This is a genomic window from Clostridium nitrophenolicum, from assembly GCF_055391695.1.
On the sequence record NZ_AP042469.1, the window covers coordinates 1,768,771 to 1,789,239 of the forward strand.

13 protein-coding genes are annotated in these 20,469 nt (G+C 32.9%); 10 read left to right on the forward strand and 3 right to left on the reverse strand.

The window, feature by feature from the left end:
* Nucleotides 1-47: 47 nt before the first annotated feature.
* From ACZ5N4_RS08325 to ACZ5N4_RS08340, 4 genes are all read left to right on the forward strand, one after another.
* The gene (locus ACZ5N4_RS08325; RefSeq protein ID WP_464208906.1) at nucleotides 48-1,766 is read left to right on the forward strand and encodes an ABC transporter ATP-binding protein; all 1,719 of its coding nucleotides are present in this window, start codon (nucleotides 48-50) and stop codon (nucleotides 1,764-1,766) included.
* A gap of 26 nt (nucleotides 1,767-1,792) precedes the next feature.
* Nucleotides 1,793-3,649, forward strand: coding sequence for an ABC transporter ATP-binding protein (locus ACZ5N4_RS08330; RefSeq protein ID WP_464208908.1), 1,857 nt, complete (start codon nucleotides 1,793-1,795; stop codon nucleotides 3,647-3,649).
* A gap of 38 nt (nucleotides 3,650-3,687) precedes the next feature.
* Nucleotides 3,688-4,137 carry an N-acetyltransferase family protein gene (locus tag ACZ5N4_RS08335; RefSeq protein ID WP_464208910.1) on the forward strand — a complete coding sequence of 150 codons (450 nt, stop codon included), beginning with the start codon at nucleotides 3,688-3,690 and terminating at the stop codon, nucleotides 4,135-4,137.
* Between the two features lie 145 nt (nucleotides 4,138-4,282).
* The gene (locus ACZ5N4_RS08340; RefSeq protein WP_464208912.1) at nucleotides 4,283-6,082 is read left to right on the forward strand and encodes a cell wall-binding repeat-containing protein; all 1,800 of its coding nucleotides are present in this window, start codon (nucleotides 4,283-4,285) and stop codon (nucleotides 6,080-6,082) included.
* 54 nt (nucleotides 6,083-6,136) lie between these two features.
* Here the strand turns inward: ACZ5N4_RS08340 and ACZ5N4_RS08345 are convergent, their stop codons facing one another.
* The 3 genes from ACZ5N4_RS08345 to ACZ5N4_RS08355 all read right to left on the reverse strand — a co-directional run bounded on the left by ACZ5N4_RS08345 (nucleotide 6,137) and on the right by ACZ5N4_RS08355 (nucleotide 11,876).
* Nucleotides 6,137-8,404 carry a bifunctional dihydroorotate dehydrogenase B NAD binding subunit/NADPH-dependent glutamate synthase gene (locus ACZ5N4_RS08345; protein WP_464208914.1) on the reverse strand — a complete coding sequence of 756 codons (2,268 nt, stop codon included), beginning with the start codon at nucleotides 8,402-8,404 and terminating at the stop codon, nucleotides 6,137-6,139.
* A gap of 162 nt (nucleotides 8,405-8,566) precedes the next feature.
* Nucleotides 8,567-9,733 (reverse strand): iron-containing alcohol dehydrogenase, encoded by a 1,167-nt coding sequence (locus ACZ5N4_RS08350; RefSeq protein ID WP_464208915.1) that lies wholly within the window; start codon nucleotides 9,731-9,733, stop codon nucleotides 8,567-8,569.
* A gap of 196 nt (nucleotides 9,734-9,929) precedes the next feature.
* Nucleotides 9,930-11,876, reverse strand: coding sequence for a sigma-54-dependent Fis family transcriptional regulator (locus tag ACZ5N4_RS08355; protein WP_464208917.1), 1,947 nt, complete (start codon nucleotides 11,874-11,876; stop codon nucleotides 9,930-9,932).
* 815 nt (nucleotides 11,877-12,691) lie between these two features.
* Here ACZ5N4_RS08355 and ACZ5N4_RS08360 point away from each other — a divergent pair.
* The 6 genes from ACZ5N4_RS08360 (at nucleotide 12,692) to ACZ5N4_RS08385 (ending at nucleotide 20,359) form a co-directional block, all read left to right on the forward strand.
* Nucleotides 12,692-13,252, forward strand: a complete 561-nt coding sequence (locus tag ACZ5N4_RS08360) for a helix-turn-helix domain-containing protein (RefSeq protein WP_464208919.1) — start codon at nucleotides 12,692-12,694, stop codon at nucleotides 13,250-13,252.
* Between the two features lie 106 nt (nucleotides 13,253-13,358).
* Entirely contained in the window at nucleotides 13,359-14,261 is a 903-nt protein-coding gene (locus ACZ5N4_RS08365) for a trans-4-hydroxy-L-proline dehydratase activase (RefSeq protein ID WP_464208921.1), read from the forward strand.
* 6 nt (nucleotides 14,262-14,267) lie between these two features.
* Nucleotides 14,268-16,646 carry a trans-4-hydroxy-L-proline dehydratase gene (gene hypD, locus ACZ5N4_RS08370; protein WP_464208923.1) on the forward strand — a complete coding sequence of 793 codons (2,379 nt, stop codon included), beginning with the start codon at nucleotides 14,268-14,270 and terminating at the stop codon, nucleotides 16,644-16,646.
* A 30-nt stretch (nucleotides 16,647-16,676) separates the two neighbouring features.
* On the forward strand, nucleotides 16,677-17,483 hold the full coding sequence (proC, locus tag ACZ5N4_RS08375) for a pyrroline-5-carboxylate reductase (protein ID WP_464208925.1): 807 nt from the start codon (nucleotides 16,677-16,679) through the stop codon (nucleotides 17,481-17,483).
* Nucleotides 17,484-17,507: 24 nt separating this feature from the next.
* Nucleotides 17,508-17,789, forward strand: coding sequence for a pyrimidine/purine nucleoside phosphorylase (ppnP, locus tag ACZ5N4_RS08380; protein ID WP_464208927.1), 282 nt, complete (start codon nucleotides 17,508-17,510; stop codon nucleotides 17,787-17,789).
* 122 nt (nucleotides 17,790-17,911) lie between these two features.
* Nucleotides 17,912-20,359 carry an ABC transporter substrate-binding protein gene (locus ACZ5N4_RS08385; RefSeq protein ID WP_464208929.1) on the forward strand — a complete coding sequence of 816 codons (2,448 nt, stop codon included), beginning with the start codon at nucleotides 17,912-17,914 and terminating at the stop codon, nucleotides 20,357-20,359.
* Nucleotides 20,360-20,469: the final 110 nt, after the last annotated feature.

The window sequence follows — 20,469 nt, forward strand, 5'->3', positions numbered from 1 at the left end:
TTATTATAAAACTAGCAACAAGCAAATGCAATAAAAAGGAGATTCATATGTTAAGATTGTTTCGTTTTTTAAAGCCTCATAAAAAAGTAGTTATTGTTATATTATTGGCTACATTTTTACAGACGCTAGGTACCTTATATATCCCAACACTCACCGCTGAAATTGTAAACAATGGTGTGGCAAAAGGAGATATATCATATATTATCAAAACTGGAGTATTCATGCTGCTAACAGTGGCACTAACGGCAGCGGCTGCTGTGGCAGGCTCTCGGCTGTCTGCGAATCTTTCTTCTGGATTTGCAAAGGATATTCGAGAAGCAATGTTCATGAAAGCACAGGAGTTTTCTATAAATGACTTTAATAAAATAGGCACAGCATCCATGATTACAAGAACTACCAGCGATGTTACCTTAATTGGGCAAACTACAGTAATGTTTATTCAAATGTTACTACCTGCACCGATTATGGCCATAGGAGGCTTGTGTCTCGCTTTTGCAAAGGATAAGGTAATGGCGCTAATTATTGTGGCAACTATGATTGCCTTTATGTTAATTGCCTTTCTGTTAGGGAAAAAGGTTATTCCTCTTTTTAAGCTGATGCAAATTAAAATGGATAATATCAATCGTATTCTTAGAGAAACGATTATAGGCATTCGTGTTATTCGTGCATTTAATCGTGAGAAATATGAAAAAGGCAGAATTGATACAGCAGCTGCTGATTATGCAGGTAATGCTATCAAAGTAAATAAAATAATTGCTATTTTAATTCCAGCGATTATGATGATTATGAATTTGGGGATTGTCTGTATTCTATGGATTGGCGGAAAAAGAGTGGTGAAAGGTAATATGCAGATTGGCGATATAATGGCTATGGCAGAATACTGTTTTCTTATTTTGTATTTCCTTATTATGGGTGTCATGATGTTTATGTATATTCCCCGTGCACAGGCCTGCGCAGACAGAATTAATGAAGTACTTGCTATAGCTCCTGAAATCACAGACGGAAGCTCAAAACACTTGAAAAGAAGAGAATATGCTCATCTTGAGTTCCAGAGTGTTACCTTTCAATACTCTGATGCAGAGGAGCCAGTACTGAGTAATTTGAGCTTCGAATCAAAATCAGGAGAAGTCACAGCAATCATAGGAGGTACTGGATCGGGAAAATCAACGATAGCAAAGCTGATTCCAAGATTTTTTGAAGTTCAAAGCGGCTGTATTATGGTAAACGGTACGGACATCAGGAATTTATCACAAAAAGAGCTTCGGGATAAAATTGGACTTGTTCCTCAGAAAGCATTTCTTTTTAGCGGAACAATAACAGAGAATATCAGATATGGTAAAAAGGATGCCACACAAGAGCAGATAGAGCATGCTGCGAAGGCAGCTCAGGCTCATGATTTTATTACTAGTCTAGAAAATGGATATGGCTCTCACGTTGCACAGGGCGGCAATAACCTGTCAGGTGGCCAGAATCAGCGTTTGTCAATTGCACGAGCGTTGATTCGTAAGCCAGAAATATACATTTTTGATGACAGCTTTTCTGCCCTTGATTTTAAGACAGAGGCAAGGCTTAGAAGAGCACTAAAAAGTGAAATAGGCAGTTCCACCGCCGTCATTGTGGCACAGCGTATTAGTACCATAATGGATGCAGATAGAATTATTGTACTAGATGAAGGAAAAATTGTAGGCATCGGAAGACATGAGGAATTAATGAAAAGTTGTGATGTCTATAAACAGATTGCGGCTTCCCAACTTAGCGAGGCCTAACAGATTTAACAGTAATGGAGGTCACTATGAAGGAGAATACAAACCAGGAAATTAAAATAGAGGATAATGGTATTGCCGATACCTCAGTAGAGAGAGCAAAAAATGCAAAAAGGACTACTTTACGTTTGATAAAGCTTTTAGCAAAGCAAAAATTTAGGTTTTTGGCAATTTTAATTTCAGTGCTGATTAGTTCTTCACTTATCATTGCTGCTCCATTGGTGATGGGAAAAGCTATAGATCAGCTGTATAATGGCATCAAAGCATCTATGAAAACTGGAGTGAAATTCAGCGTGAATATTAGCACAATGGGAGAGATTGTTGGAATCTTACTAATAATCTACATTTTAACTTCACTATTTAAATATTTCGAGCAATATATGATGTCAGGTGTATCACAAAATCTTACCTTGGGTCTGCGTAAAGAATTAAGTGACAAGCTCAATCGCTTGCCGCTAAAATATTATGATACACACAAGAAAGGTGACATATTAAGTCGTGCCACCAACGACCTGGAGAGAATTGCGGATAGCTTACAGGAAGGATTAATGCAGCTCATTACTTCCATAGTAACTATAATAATTGCCATAATTATTATGATGACAATAAGCCCTGTTCTTACGCTAATTGCTATCATAACGCTTGTTGTGTCCATGCTTGTAACAACGAGAATCTCACATAAACTAGAGGGATATTTTGCAGATAACCAGCGAATTCTCGGTGAATTAAACAGCACCATTGAAGAAACATTTACAGGACAGCTTATCATTAAGGCCTTCAGTGGAGAAAAGGATTCGTTGGAAGCTTTTAGAAATATAAATCAGAGACTATATGATGCAAACAGAAAAGCACAGTTTTCGGCTTACTCAATTGCTCCATTTATCAGGTTTTTGGAGAAAATTGGCTATGTTATCATTGCTGTTGTCAGTGGTATTTTCGCAGTACAGGGAACCATGACGCTGGGGAGCATTCAGGCATTTCTTCAATATGTGGACATGTGCTCCGAGCCAATGACAGAAATCTCATATATTATAAATATGCTTCAATCTGCTGTAGCATCAGCAGAGCGTGTTTTTGAAATAATGGACGAGATAGAAGAAACCCCAGATATGTCAAATAGTAAGCTTATTAAAAATCCTAAAGGAGAAGTTGTATTTGAACATGTCAAATTTGGTTATAGCAACGACAATATTCTGATGAAGGATATTAATGTCAACTTAAATTCTGGAGATAAAATTGCCATTGTTGGCCCCACAGGGGCAGGAAAAACAACCCTTGTCAACCTACTCATGCGGTTTTATGAAACTCAGGGTGGAAGAATTACTATTGATGGCGTAGATATTAAAGAGCTGAGCCGTAGTTCACTAAGAACTATGTTTGGAATGGTGCTGCAGGATACATGGCTTTTTCACGGCAGCATACAGGATAATATCGCCTACAGCCGATTGGATGCGGATTTGGACGACGTGATTCTTGCAGCAAAGGCTGCTCGTGCTGACCATTTTATCCGAACCTTGCCTAAGGGGTATCAAACAATTTTAGATGAGGACGGCTCCAATGTGTCTCAGGGGCAAAAACAGCTTCTCACTATTGCAAGAGCTATACTTGCCAATCCATCAATTCTGATTTTGGATGAGGCAACGTCCAGCGTTGACACAAGAACCGAAGTAGAAATCCAAAAAGCAATGAATCATTTGATGCAAGGAAGAACTAGCTTTGTGATTGCTCACAGATTGTCTACTATCCGTGATGCAGATTTAATTTTAGTAATGGAAAAGGGAACAATCATAGAGCAAGGAAGGCATCAGGAGCTTCTTGATAAAAAGGGATTTTATGAGAAACTTTATAATAGTCAGTTTGCGAATAAGGTAGCAGCAGAAGTATAATCCTTCTGCAATGCAGTCTAGTCTTAAGGAGGAAATATATGAATATCGAAATCAGAGTGGTTACAAAAGAGAACTTAAAAGAGGTTTTAGCTTTGGATGTAAGTACACCTCAAAAATCATATGTGGAATCTACAAAGCAATGTTTGGAGGATGCTGTAGAATGTAACTATTACCAACCAGCAGGACTTTATAAAGATAGAATTTTGGTCGGATTTGCAATGTATGGATTTTTCCCAAGAGAGGGTCAGAAGGGGAGGGTGTGGCTGGATAGATATTTAATTGATGAGCGTTTTCAAGGGCAAGGACTTGGAAGTATCATGTTAGAAGCATTAATTGCACACCTTGTCAAACTATATCATTGCGATGAAATTTATCTAAGCCTTTATGATGACAATCGGTGTGCGTTACATCTATACCAAAAATTTGGATTTAAGTTTAATGGAGAAAAGGATATTAATGGAGAAAAAATAATGATAAAGATTTTGTAGCATAATTATCATGAATTTCTTCTTTATAAAAATGTTTAAATATATAATATTATAAATTATTCATCGAATTTTATTTTAAAATAAAGACTATATAATGAAATATATGTTAAAATATATATAAATAACCATAAAAGGAGATGAATATATGAAAGCTTTAGTAATTAATTACAAGGCTAGTAGATTTAAAAGACTCTGTGTTCAAAACTTGTTATTAGTTGGTATGCTAATAGCATCTTTATTAACAATTCCAACAGCTGTACAAGCATCTGATGTAACCACTAAAAGACTTTTTGGAAACGACAGGTATTCTACATCTATTGCTATTTCAAGGGAAGGATGGAATCAGTCCGATTATGCTATATTAACTAGTGGTGAAAACTATCCAGATGCTTTATCAGCGGCACCTTTAGCAAAAAAATATAATTGTCCTATTATTCTTACTTCTAAGTATTCTTTAAGCAATGACATAATGTCTGAACTTAAGAGATTAAATGTTAAAGAAGTATTTGTATTAGGTGGAACAGGTGTAATATCTAATGATATAGATAGTCAGCTATCTTATATCAATATTAAGGTTACTAGACTATCGGGAATAGATAGATATGAAACTTCTTCTAAAATCGCTGAAAATTTAGGCACACATGATGAAATTTTTATAGCTAGTGGTGAAGATTTTACAGATGCTTTATCAGCAGCGCCTATAGCTTCTATAAAAAATGTACCTATACTATTAAGTCCTAAGGATAATTTAAGTAGAAATATAGTTAATTTTATTAATGGCAAAAGTGTACATAAATCCTATGTAGTGGGAGATACAAATTCTCTATCACAAAATATATTTAATTCAGTAGCTAATTTAAATGCGGAAAGAATAGATGGTACTGATAAATATGATAGAAATATTAATGTAATCAACAAATTTAAAGAACAAATAAATTTCAATACGGTTTTTATAGCTTCTGGTAATGATTTTCCAGATAGCTTGAGTGGTTCTGCCTTAGCAGCTAAAACTAATTCTCCTGTAATTTTAGTTAATAACTATAATATTGATAAGGTTAAGGATTATATTAAAGATAAAGATGTTAGGAATATTGTGGTATTAGGTGGAGAAGGTGTAATTCCAAATAGCATAAAAGAAAGCCTAGCTAATTCTATAAATCCTGTAGATAATGGAACTTTAAAAGTAGTTAACGTAAGTAATTCAAAGGAACTAGTACAAAGTATAGCTCCAAATACTAAAGTTATATTAAAATCTGGGGACTATAATTTATTAGAACCAAAAGTATTAGATAACAAATATGTTCAATACAATCAAGTTTTTGATGGATATGAGATTCAAATAAAGGATATAAATAATTTAACTATAGAAGCGGAGCAGGGGGCAAAGGTAAATTTATTAATTGACCCAAGATATGCTTATGTTATGCACTTTACAAATTCTAATAACATAAATATTTCAGGTGTAGTTGCTGGTCATTATCCTAACAAAGGTCAATGTACAGGTGGAGTTTTTAAATTTGAGAATTGCAAAGATATAAAAATAGACAACTCCGATTTATTTGGCTGCGGAACAGAAGGGTTGACTTTAGATAATGTTGATAAGCTTCAATTTATAAACTCAACTATTAGAGACTGTTCCTATGGGATTATGACTGTAAATAATTCCTCAAACCTTAATTTTAATAATTCAACCTTTAAGGATAATGAAAAATATTATTTAATTAATATTTCTCATAGCGATGCAAATTTTGAAAAGTGTAACATAATTAATAATAAAATACTCTCTGATTATTCTCAGAATTTATTCAGTCTTGATATTTATTCAAAGGTATCCGTTAGTAATTCTACTATTGAGAACAATTTGTCTAAAACCTTAACAAATGAGAAAAATAATATCACTTTTAAAAATGTAATTTTTAAAGGAAATGACTTTGATAATAAATAATTATAAACACGCAAAACATCCCCAAGCGATTTATTACACACTTGGGGATTATTATTATTTGCTTAAATATTCATCTATAGCCTTAGCAGCATTTTTACCTGCTCCCATAGCGAGTATTACTGTAGCAGCTCCTGTTACAGCATCGCCACCTGCATATACTGCATCTTTTGAAGTTTTTCCTGTTTCATCTTCTGCTACTATGCATTTATGCTTATTTATTTCTAAGGCCTTTGTAGTTGAAGATATCAATGGATTTGGTGATGTTCCAAGAGACATTATTACAGTGTCAACATCTAATATAAACTCTGAGCCTTCAACAACTACAGGTTTTCTTCTTCCTGATGCATCGGCTTCGCCAAGTTCCATTTTTACACATTTCATGCCTTTAACCCATCCATTTTCATCACCTATGATTTCTGTAGGGTTTGTTAGAACATCAAATATTACTCCTTCTTCTTTTGCGTGGTGTACTTCTTCCACTCTAGCTGGAAGTTCTGCTTCTGATCTTCTATATACTATGTGAACTTCTGCTCCAAGTCTTAATGCTGTTCTAGCAGCATCCATAGCAACGTTTCCTCCACCTACAACAGCTACTTTCTTGCCTGCCTTTATAGGTGTATCATAATTTTCTTTAAAAGCTTTCATAAGATTATTTCTTGTTAGGAATTCATTAGCTGAGAATACTCCATTTAAGTTTTCTCCTGGTATTCCCATGAATTTTGGTAATCCTGCACCGGAACCTATGAATACTGCATCAAAGTCTTCTTCCTCTAAAAGTTGATCTACAGTAACAGTTCTTCCTACTACTACGTTAGTCTCTATTTTAACACCTAGTTTTTTAACATTTTCTACTTCATGCTTAACTACAGTGTCCTTTGGAAGTCTGAATTCTGGAATTCCATAAACTAAAACTCCGCCAGCTTCGTGCAGTGCTTCAAATATAGTAACATCATAACCTAATTTAGCCAAATCTCCTGCGCAAGTAAGTCCTGCAGGACCGCTGCCTATAACTGCAACTCTTTTACCATTATTAGGTTTTCTATCTGAAAGATCTATATTGTTTTCTCTTGACCAGTCTGCTACAAATCTTTCAAGCTTACCTATAGCTACAGCGTCACCTTTTATTCCAAGTACACATTTACCTTCGCATTGGCTCTCTTGAGGACAAACTCTTCCGCATACTGCCGGAAGTGCACTGGACTCTGATATTATTTTAGCAGCTTCTTCAAAGTTTCCTTCCTTAACCTTAGATATAAAGTCTGGTATATTTATAGATACAGGGCATTTTGAAACACATAAAGGCTTTTTACAGTTTAAACATCTATGAGCTTCTTCTACAGCTTCATCTTTACTGTAGCCTAAACAAACTTCATCAAAGTTTTTAGCTCTTACTTTTGGATCTTGTTCTCTTATTGGTGTTCTTTTCATTCTATCTGGTGTTTTTTTGTTTTCATCCATACAGCTACAAGTATGTCCTTTTTTCTTTTCTTCAGCTATAAGTTTTCTGCCTTCTTCACTCTTGTAAAGAGATTGTCTTCTCATAGCTTCATCAAAGTCTACTAAGTGAGCATCAAATTCAGGTCCATCAACACAAGTGAACTTAGTTGAGTCACCTACTGTAACTCTGCAGGCACCACACATACCTGTTCCGTCTACCATAAGTGTATTTAAACTTACTATTGTTTTTATATCATATTCCTTTGTAAGCTTAGCTACAAATTTCATCATAATCATTGGTCCGATAGCTATTACTTCGCTGTATTTATTTCCTTTATCTATAAGATCTTTTAAAAGATTAGTTACAAGGCCTTTAAAACCTGATGAACCATCATCTGTACAAGTATGTACAACAGCACCTAGGGATTTCATTTCATCTACAAGAAGAAGATATTCCTTAGTTTTTCCTCCAATTATAACTTCTACATCTATGTTATTTTCTCTCAACCATTTTACTTGAGGATATACTGGTGCAGCTCCTACACCACCTGCCACAAATATTATTTTTTTATTCTTTAAGGTTTCTATATCTTCGTGTATAAATTCTGATGGTTGGCCTAAAGGACCTGCAAAGTCAGCAATATAGTCTCCTTCATTTAAGGACACCATTTTATTTGTAGAACATCCTATAGCTTGAATTACTATAGTAACAGTTCCTTTTTCTGCATCATAATTACAAATTGTAAGAGGTACTCTTTCTCCTTTTACATCTGTCTTTACTATTACAAACTGTCCTGGTTTTGCTGATTTAGCTACTCTTGGTGCTTCTATATCCAAAAGTATTATGTTTGGTGCTAACTCTCTTTTTTCAACTATTTTATACATTTGTTTCCTCCTTCGATTTTGCTTATTTTGACTTTATTTTTAATAAGCAAAAACTATGCCAATAATTTAACGTGCATTTTTCAACATATATACAAAACAAAATCTCAAAAATGACACAAATATAAGTGTCATTTTTGAGATTTTAGATTATAGGGCTTCAAACTAGAATTCTACTTTTTCTCCATAGTATGTACACTCAAATAACTTTTTCATCTCTTCATCTGTTATTGGTCTTGGATTTGATCCAGTACAAGCATCTAGCACAGCATTATGAGCTATATAATCTAAATTTGCTTTGAAATCGTCCTCTGTTACTCCATATTCTTTTAATGTTAGAGGAATATCCATATTCTTGTTCATATCTTGAATCATAGCTATTAATGAATCTACTAATTCTTCTTCACTGTTTCCAGCTAATCCTAAAGTTCTAGCGATAGTAGCATATCTATCTGCACAAGCTTTCTTATTAAATTGAATTACATATGGTAGGAAAATTGCATTAGCACATCCGTGTGGTATGTGGAATACTGCGCCAGTTTTGTGTGCCATACTATGAGTTATTCCTAGTAATGCATTTGAGAATGCCATTCCTGCAAGACATTGAGCTATATGCATGTCATCTCTAGCTTCTTTGTCTCCATTATAGGATTTTAATAAGCTTTCTTTTACCATAACTATTGCTTGCATTGCAAGAGGATCTGAAAAATATGATCTTAAACCTGCTACATAAGCCTCAATTGCATGAGTTAAGGCATCCATACCAGTATGTGCAGTTAATGTTGCTGGCATTGTTTGAGCAAGAGCTGGATCTATTATAGCTACATCTGGTGTTAAATTGAAGTCAGCTAAAGGATATTTTATTTTAGCTTTATAGTCAGTTATTACTGAAAAGGCAGTAACCTCTGTAGCTGTTCCGCTTGTAGATGGTATAGCCACAAATCTAGCTTTTTGTCTTAATTCTGGTATACCGAATGGAACTACTGCTTGTTCAAAAGTAAAGTCTGGGTATTCGTAGAATATCCACATAGCTTTAGCGGCATCTATTGGTGATCCTCCACCTATGGATACTATCCAGTCTGGCTGGAATTCTCTCATAGTTTCTGCACCCTTCATAACTGTTTCAACAGATGGATCTGGTTCTACACCTTCTAATAGCTTTACTTCTATTCCTGCTTCTTTTAGATACTCTTCAACTTTATCTAGAAAGCCAAATCTCTTCATTGAACCTCCGCCAACTACGATTATAGCTTTTTTACCTTTTAATGTTTTTAATGTCTCTAAAGAATTTTCTCCGAAATAAATATCTCTTGGTAATGTAAATCTTGCCATTTTATATTCCTCCCTAAAACATGTTTTTATTTTACATAGATATTATTAAGCAAAATCTATGCCAAATATAAAACCGCTACTTTTCATGTTATTTAACAAACAAATCTCAAGATTGAGAATAATTTTGTCTCAATCTTGAGATTTAAGTTATATTTTTAACGAAATGAGAGGAATAAATTTACAACAAGTTGTCTGGTTAGATTTTATTTACATCTATTCCATATTTTTTTACTCTTCTATATATAGTAGCTCTACTCATATTTAATATGCGAGCAACCTTTAATAAATCTCCGTTACATTTTTTTATAGTTGCCTCAATATTTTGTTTTTCAAATTCATCTATAGTCAAAATCTCTTTTTTAATGGAGTAATCATGAAGCTTTGTCGATGTTTTATATTTGACAATATAATCATATAAAAGTTCATCTGTTATGTTATTACTTTCACATAAGTAGTAGGAACGCTCAACTACATTTCTCAATTCTCTTACATTTCCTGGCCAATGGTAATCTCTTATGGCTTTTAAGTATTTTTCATCTAAATATTTAAAAACTCCTGAAGTTTTTAAGTTTAATCTGTGTACAAAGTGATTTGCTAAGATTTCAATATCCTCTGGTCTATCCTTTAAAGGTATTGTTTTTACATTCATTACATTTAATCTATAATATAGGTCTTCTCTAAAACTTTTGTCATTTATCTCTTCGATTAAATTTCTATTAGTTGCAGCTATTATCCTTACATTTAAAGTTTTTTCGTAGGTCCCACCTAATCTTGTTATTTTATTGTTATCTAAAACCCTTAAGAGTTTCGATTGCATATCAAGGGGCATCTCACCTATTTCATCTAAAAATATAGTTCCGCCATTAGCTAACTCAAATTTCCCAGGATGACCATCTTTAGTTGCTCCTGTAAAGGCACCTTTCTCATATCCAAAAAGTTCGCTTTCTATAAGTTCTTTTGGAAGAGAAGCGCAATTTACCGCTACAAAGGGACCGCTCCCTCTATTGCTGTAATTATGAATAGCTTGAGCAAAAAGTTCTTTTCCCGTACCACTTGGGCCTTCTATTAATATATTACAGCTAGTTAAGGATGCCTTCTTAGCAAGATCTATAGTTTTTTTCATAAGCTCGTCTTTAGTTACTATATCTTCAAACTTGTAAGAAGCGCTGAAGCCAGCTATAGTATTTACAATTTTATGAACATATCCCTCATCTTTAAAAGTTATTACCATTCCATTTATATCTCCATTTATGATTACAGGAAAAGCATTCATACTGCATTTTAGTCTTTTGTTTCTAACATAGAAGCTACAGTCCATATTATGATAATTTTTTTCTGTAATTAATTTATTTTTAATTGTATCCATGTTTTTTAACATAGAATCTATACTTAAGTTTAATATTTCCTCTATAGGTATTCCTAGTATTTTAGCTGCGGTATTGTTAGCTCTTGTTATTTTAAAGTTTTTATCTAAAACCAACATACCATCAGACATGGAATCAAAGATTACGTTTAACAATTTATTAGACTTTATAAGAGCGAATTGTCTTTCTATAGAGTAGGCACCTGAAACAACTATACCTGTAGTATGAGAGTTTGCCTTTGAATAGTTTCCGGACATATTAATACATCCAATAAGTTCGCCATCTTCATTATGGATGGCAGCAGCTGAACATGTTAAACAATGATTATTTACATTGTAGTGTTCTGCACCTATTATTTGTATAGGCTTATTCAAATGTAGGGCTGTGCCTATAGCATTTGTTCCAATAGACTCTTCGCTCCATAATGAACCTAATATAAGATGCAATTCTTTAGATTTTGGCCACTCTTTATCGCCTATTATTTTAATTATGCAGCCTTCTCTATCTGTAAGTACTATTACAAATCCGGATCCTTCAACTATATTATATAATCTTTCCATAATAGGCTCTGCTACATCTATTAATTCCTTATTTTGCTTTAATTTTATAGATAGCTCTTGCTGTGAAACTTGTTTAATAGATGAATTAAAAGGGTCTATATTCATATGCCTACATCTTATCCAAGACTCACTAACATCTACATCTAAATTATCATTTGTCTTTTTATCTTTTATAAAATTCAACCAATACTGCTTTACATTCTGTGTATCCTTTTCCACAAAATCACCTCAAAATTCTAATGGGTAAATTTCTGCATTATATTACAATTAGTTCTTATTCTTGCATAAGCAAGAGTGGGAATTCATATTCATTTTTATTATGTAGTATTTTTATATAAATTTCAACTAAAGGGTACAGAATGGTTTACAGCAATAGCAATAAATAGATCTGAACAAACTGCCGTAGCGCTAAACACTGCTCAAGAAATGACATCCAAGCCTGAAACCATGAAGTAACATACTAGAGAAATAGGTAATAAGGTTGAAGATTCTACTGCAACAGCAGCCGCAGTTGGTTCAGAGACTTAATGAACTAATATTGAAATTTAAAATATAAATCTAAAGAAATTAAGTTGGATTTAAATAATTTTAGCATTAGTTAAAAGAGCATGTTAAAGATACAGTTAACATGCTCTTTTATATTTATTACAATATATATAAGTATAGTACTATATTTATTATTTTATTGAAGTAAAATTAATTTCATGTACATGAAATTAATCGTAGACTTTAAGAGGAAAATGTATTATAATGTTAATTGTAAAGGTTGTTATTGATAAAATTTTATAACTGTGAAATTTTATCTAGTTGAATTTTCATCTTTGGTATTTAATTTAACTATATTTTTATTAAATAGTTCAAGGCAAAATACATCTGATGTAGGTTTCATTTTATCTAATTATGATATAATAAAGTGAAACTAGGAATTATATAGGGATTTACTCAATATACAATTCTTAGTTGAATGAATCCAAAAGCTTAGTTAGCTATCGGATAAAATCATAATATATATTAAGATATGTGAGGGAAGAAATATGACAGAAGATGTAGGAAAGAAAATAAAAGAATTAAGAGTAAATAAGAATCTAACATTAAAAGATTTAAGCGCTGCAACGAATTTATCTATAGGATTTTTATCTCAGCTAGAGCGGGGACTTACAACTGTAGCCATTGATTCTCTAAATAATATTGCTAAAGCTTTAGAGGTTAACTTATCCTATTTCCTTGAAAGTAAAAAAAATAACAAAAAAATTATAATTCGTAGTTATGAAAAAGAAGTGTTTCAAGTAGATAATAATCAATTCATACACTATCATCTAACTAATGATATTGAAAATAAAAATTTATTACCTAGATTAATAGAAATACTTCCAACTAAATTTGAAGAAGATATTAATTCATATCAGCATGAAGGTGAAGAATTTGTATATGTTTTAGAAGGAATTCTTACGTTGATTATAAATGGCGAACAGCAGGAATTATTCCCAGGAGATAGTGCTCATTATAGCTCAAGCATTATACATAATTGGGCAAATTATACCACTAGAACAGTTAAAATATTAACGGTGCATACTCCTAATATGTTCAAAAAATAGAAGATAAAAATATAAGATATTTTATAATATCTTATATTTTTAAAAATGTTTGTTAAAACCATAACATAGATATTACATAATCAATCAATTGTAGGGGGTGATAAAAATGGGGTCAGGAACTGTAATAAATATTCAAAAGTATTCTGTTCATGATGGACCGGGCATTCGTACAACAGTGTTTTTTAAAGGATGTCCTTTAAAATGCTGGTGGTGCCACAACCCAGAAAGTCAAAATCAAAAACACGAGATTATGTTTTTTCAAGAAAGATGTACAGGTTGCGGAACTTGTTTTAAAAGATGTCCACAAAAGGCTATTGAACTTGAAAATGGTTATCCCAAAATAGATGAAACTAAGTGTATACTATGTGGAAAATGTACTGATTTTTGTCCGAATAATGCCAAGGAATATGTAGGAAGGGATATGTCGGTACAAGAGCTCATGAAGGAAATCATTAAGGATGAGGTATTCTATAACGAATCCAACGGTGGAGTTACATTCTCCGGTGGGGAGCCTTTGATTTATTCAGATTTCCTTGAGGAAGTGCTAAAGAGGTGCAAAACTAGAGGCATTCATACTGCAGTAGATACTAGTGGATTTGCAGCATGGGATAAATTTGAAAAAATAGCTGACAAAGTAGATTTATTTTTATATGATCTTAAGCTTATGGATAATGAAAAGCATGTTAAATATATAGGCATAGAAAACGTTATCATATTAGAAAACTTAAAGAAACTTTCAGATAAAGGATGCAATATATATGTAAGAATGCCTATAGTTGCTGGTGTTAACGATGATGATGAGAATATAGATGAAGCTATAGAATTCATATCAAATCTAAATATTATACAAGTAAATTTGCTTCCATATCATAAAATGGGTATGGACAAGTATAAAAGACTTAAAATGGAATATAAATTAACTGGTCAGGAAAAACCATCCAATGAAAGGATGGCTGAAATAAAAGACAAGTTTAAAAAAGCTGGAATAAGAGTTGAGATAGGGGGGTAATCAATTATGATGACTGAAAGAGTAAAAAAGTTAAGAGCACAAAGTGTAAATGCAATTCCACGTATTTCTATGGAAAGAGCAATAATTGAAGATGAAGTTTACAAAAAGTATGAAGGATCAGTACCAACGACCATATTAAGAGCATTAGTTTTAAAGGAGTTAATGTCCAAAAAGCAACTATGCATCAATGATGGCGAATTAATAGTTGGAGAAAGAGGGGAAGCTCCAGCAGCAACACCTACTTATCCAGAGTTATGCTGTCATACACTTGAAGATTTTGATGTAATGGATCAACGTGAGAGAATATTCTTCAAAGTTGATGAGGAGGCTAAAAAGCTTCAAAAAGAAATTATAATTCCACATTGGGAAAGAAGATCAATGAGACATAAGATTTTAGAGAGAATGTCTGATGAGTGGAAAGAGTGCTATGCAGCAGGGATATTCACAGAGTTTATGGAGCAAAGAGGTCCAGGACATACTACTGGAGATGACAAGATATTTAAAAAAGGTTTCTTAGATTTCAAAAAAGACATTGCAGAGGCTATGGCTAAATTAGATTTCTATGAAGATGATGAAGCTTTAGATAAAAAGCATCAGCTTGAAGCTATGGACATAGCTTGTGATGCAGTAATAACTTTAGGAGAGCGTTATTCAAAGTATGCTAAAGAGTTAGCTGAGAAAGAAGAAGACCCAGTTAGAAAAGCGGAGCTTCTAGAAATATCAGAAGTATGCAGCCACGTGCCTGCTAACGCTCCAAGAAACTTTAGAGAAGCACTTCAATCTTATTGGTTTACTCATTTATGTGTTATTTCAGAATTAAATCCATGGGATGCTTATAACCCAGGAAGATTAGACCAGCACTTAAATCCATTCTATGAAATGGAAGTAGAGGAAGGCACATTAACAAGAGAACAAGCAGAAGAATTATTACAATGCTTCTGGGTTAAATTCAACAATCAGCCTGCACCTCCTAAAGTAGGTATAACACTAAAAGAAAGTGGAACTTATACAGATTTTGCAAACATTAATGTAGGTGGAGTAAAAATAGATGGCTCAGATGGAGTTAATGAAGTAAGTTATCTTCTATTAGATGTAATAGACGAAATGACGCTATTACAACCAAGCTCCAATGTTCAAGTAAGTAAAAAGAGCCCTCAAAAGTTTGTTAAGAGAGCTTGTGAAATATCAAGAAAAGGTTGGGGTCAGCCTTCAATGTTCAATGCAGACGCAGTTACACAAGAGCTAGTTAGAGCAGGAAAGTCTATAGAAGATGCTAGATGTGGTGGAACAAGCGGGTGTGTTGAGGCTGGTGCTTTTGGTAAAGAAGCATATATTCTTACTGGATATCTTAACCTTCCAAAGATATTAGAAATAACATTAAATAACGGTCTTGATATAATGACTGGCAAAAAGTTAGGAATAGAAACTGGAGAGGCTGTTAACTTCCAAAGCTATGAAGAAGTACTTGAAGCCTTTAAGAAACAGCTTAAACATTTTGTTGATATAAAAGTAAAAGGGAACAGAGTTATAGAAAGATTATATGCAACTATGATGCCTGTGCCATTCCTTTCAGTGGTAACAAGCGATTGTATTTCTAAAGGAAAGGACTACAATGCAGGTGGTGCTAGATACAATACTAGCTATATTCAGGGTGTTGGTATAGGAACAATTACAGATAGTTTATCAGCTATAAAATATCAAGTCTTTGATAAGAATAATGTAACTATGGCTGAACTTATGGAAGCAATAAAGAATAACTTTGAAGGTAATGAGGATATATTGAACTTAGTAAAGAACAAAACTCCTAAATATGGCAATGATGATGATTATGCAGACTCAGTAATGAGAGATGTATTTAATGCCTATTACTATGAAGTAAATGGAAGAAAGAATGGAAGGGGAGGAAGTTATAGAATAGATATGCTTCCAACTACATGCCACGTTTACTTTGGTTCTGTTATGGGAGCAAGTGCAAATGGTAGAAAAGCACATGTGCCAGTTTCAGAAGGTATTTCTCCAGAAAAGGGCGCAGACTTAAATGGACCAACAGCAGTTGTTAAATCAGCAGCTAAAATGGATCACTTAAGAACAGGGGGAACTCTTTTAAATCAGAAGTTTACTCCATCAGTTGTAGAGGGAGAAAAAGGTTTAGACAACATGGCAAGCTTAGTAAGATCTTATTTCACAATGGATGGACATCATATCCAATTTAACGTTGTTGATAAAAAGATTCTTTTAGAAGCACAAAAAAATCCAGATGAGTATAAAGATCTTATAGTTCGTGTTGCTGGATATAGTGATTACTTTAATAATCTTGATAAAGTATTACAGGATGAGATAATCGAAAGAACTGAACAGTCCTTTGGAGATTGCGGCTGTTGCTAGTAATTTATTTGAATAAGGGAGAAGATTAATATGGATAAGGTTATAGGATTTGTAGGATGCGGTAACATGGGTCAGGCAATGATAGGGGGTATAATTAAAGCAAATATTGTTTCTCCAGAAAATATAATGGTAGCGGACTTAAATGAAAAAAGTTTAAAAGCTACTGCTGATGAATACGGAGTAAAAATAACTACTGATAATAATGATGTTGCAAAAGTTGCAGATATATTAATACTATCAGTAAAACCTAATTTATATCCAATTGTTATCGAAGGAATAAAGAATAATGTTAAAGAAAATGTTGTTATTGTAACAATTGCAGCAGGAAAATCTATTGAAAGCACTGAGCTGTCCTTTGGCAGAAAACTTAAGGTAGTAAGAGTTATGCCTAATACTCCTGCACTAGTTGGAGAAGGAATGTCAGCTTTATGTCCAAATGAGAAGGTAACTGCAGAAGAAAAAGAAGAAATAGTTAATATATTTGAAAGCTTTGGTAAAGCTGAGATAGTAAGTGAAAAGCTAATGGATGTTGTAACTTCAGTTAGTGGTTCATCACCAGCTTATGTTTATATGTTCATTGAGGCTATGGCAGATGCAGCGGTATTAGATGGAATGCCAAGAAATCAAGCATATAAATTTGCAGCTCAAGCAGTACTTGGTGCAGCAAAAATGGTATTAAGTACAGGAAAGCACCCAGGAGATCTTAAAGATATGGTTTGCTCTCCAGGAGGAACAACTATAGAAGCAGTAGCAACTCTTGAAGAAAAAGGATTAAGAAATGCAGTTATTTCTGCTATGAGAAAATGTACTGAAAAGTCCATCGAGATGTCTAAATAATAGTATATTCAGGGGGAAATAATAATGTTTAAAACAAATGAATATTTTGAAGGAAAAGTAAAATCTATTGCTTTTACTACAGCAGATGGTCCTGCAACTATAGGTGTTATGGCAGTAGGGGAGTATGAGTTCGGAACTTCAAGTAAAGAGTTCATGACAGTAACAAGTGGAGCTATGACTGTAAAACTTCCAGGAAGCGATGAATGGAAAGAATTTAAGCAAAATGAAACCTTTATTGTAGAAGCAAATAATAAATTCGGAGTAAAGGTTAACGAAGAAACAGCTTATTTATGTCTATATAAATAAGGTAGATTTAGAGAGAATTCTAAGAGATTAGAATTCTCTCTATTTTAGCGATTTATAGAATTAATAATAGATACAAAGATACACTGACGTTAAAGATTATATTCAACCAAGGAGGTAATCTAATGTTTACATTTAGAAAAAAGAATATAGAAACAGATGTCAGCAATAGTGAAAACAGATTATATGATAATAATTTTTCAGTACTTGCCCATAATGAAAAACGTATAGTTGATAAAATGAATAATAAAATAAGTGAAACTAACTTTGTAGTAGAAAATCTTATATCAACAATTAATACTATTTCAGAATACGTTGAAGTGCAGTTGGGATCTATAGATAAAGTTGTAAACGAAATTAATACATATTCAGCTCTTGAAGAAGAAGTATCCTCAAGCATAGAGAGTTCAAAAAAGCTTTATACTCAAACACTACAGGTAGCTGAGGACGGTAGTGAAGCTGTAAATGAATCTATAAAAGCAATGAGAGATATTGAAGGATCCGTTAATTATTCAAAATCAGTAGTAAATACTCTTAATAATAAAGCTGCAGATATAAACAATATGCTTGATGTAATAAAAGATATTGCAGATAACACTAACTTACTTGCACTAAATGCATCTATTGAGGCTGCAAGGGCTGGGGAAGCTGGAAGAGGTTTTTCAGTTGTAGCTACAGAAGTTAAGAAATTAGCTGAAAGAAGCATGGAATCTGTTTCATATATATCTGGTACTATTCAAGAAATTAATGAAAGCATAAGAAATACCATACTAGCTATGGATGAAACTATGGAAAGAGTGAAAAAGGGCTCTGATATAGCTAATAATACCTTAAAAGTTTTTAAAAATATCATTGAGTCGGTGAATACAAGCAATAATGTAGCAGAAGAAATTGTCTCTGCAGTTTCAATACAAGCCAAAAGTCTTGAAAATGTAATCTATTCTACTGATGATATGAATAATACCTCTGGAAAGCTGATGTTTGTAATAGAAGTAGCATCTCTAAACACTCAGTATGCTAAAACCTCACTATTTTCACTGTCGCAGGTTTCAGAAGATTTAAAAATAATTACTAATGATTTTTTGAAAATGCTAGATGTGCAAAATAAAGAGGATATAGTTCTCAAAACTTGCTTAAAGGTAGCTCCTAGAACCTATGATCCAGCTTTAAATTACGATTTTGAAATAGCAAACATACTTTCAAATTTACATGCATCGATTCTTGCAATAGGTGACTCAGGTGAAATATCTCCTGGCCTTGCTAAGAATTGGTATGTGGAAGATGATAATCGTACATGGATATTTAATCTGAGAAAAGGCGCTAAATTTCACAATGGAAAAGAAGTAACAGCAGAAGATGTAAAATATTGTCTTGAAAGATTGTTGAGCCCGAAACTTAATTCACCAAATAACTGGACATTAGAAGATATAGAAGGAGCTGTGGAATTTAAAAATGGAAGAGCTTCCTCTGTAAGTGGAATAAAAGTTATAAATAGATATTGTATTTCAATAAAGTTATCAAATCCATACAGTGGATTCTTATTAAATCTTGGACAGTTCTTTTGTGCCATTATGGATAAAGAGGAATTAGAGAAGGGTAATATAGTAGGATGTGGAGCTTTTCTTTTAGAGAAAAAAGGTGAAGATCATTGTACGTTAGCTGCATTTAAAGATTTCTTTAATGGTGTGCCTTATATAGATAAATTAGAAATTAAATTTAACAATCAAAATTCTTTACAAAAACTTATAGATAAAGAATATGATTTTATGGTTATAGACGGAAAAGGAGATATGGACAAGATAAAAAATGTAGAATATCTAAATACAAGTACAGCAATTCTAATGGGAACTTATTATGCTGGGTTTAATTTAGAGTCAAATTCAATATTTGCATCTAACAAGGAAGTAAGAAAAGCTCTAAATCTTGCTATAAATAAAAAGAGGATAATTGAGGAACTCCTTGGAGGTATGGGGGAAGAGGCAAAGGGACCAATTCCACCTGGTATATTAGGTAATTCGTATCTTGTGGCAATTCCTTATAATCCTCAGCTCGCTAAGGAATTGCTAAGAAAGAATAATGCAGGTGGCAAAAGTATTAATGTACTATACAGAGATGAGAGCGAATCATTACTTTTTAATAAAATAACAACCTGTATTGTAGAAGATTTAGCCTCTGTAGGGATTTCATGTAACCTTGTAAAAGTACAAGCCTCTGAATATTTGAAGCCTGAAAATATTAAAAAATGTGATTTATGTATAAGCAGATGGATTGCGGATTCAGGAGATGCAGATAACTTCCTACAGCCGATATTTAATCCTGCCAATATTGGAAATTTGTCTAGATATAATAATCATAAAGTTATTGAAAAACTTGAAGAGGCAAAAAAACTTATAAATCCTAATAGAAAGCGCGCTATGTATAAAGAAATTCAAGAGATGATAATAGATGATATGCCGTGGATTTCCTTATACCATCCTAAGATTGGAGTAGGTTTTAGAAAAGATGTATTAGGATTAAGAGTTAATCCAATTGGATTATTTAGTTATGATAATATAATTGCGGAGAAAATATAATATTATTTACTTTAAACTAAAATTGTGTAATAATAATAAGTTGTAAAGTTATGTTTATTGTTAGTATTTATAGAAAAATGTTGATGATAAAATAATTGTATAATAATTTT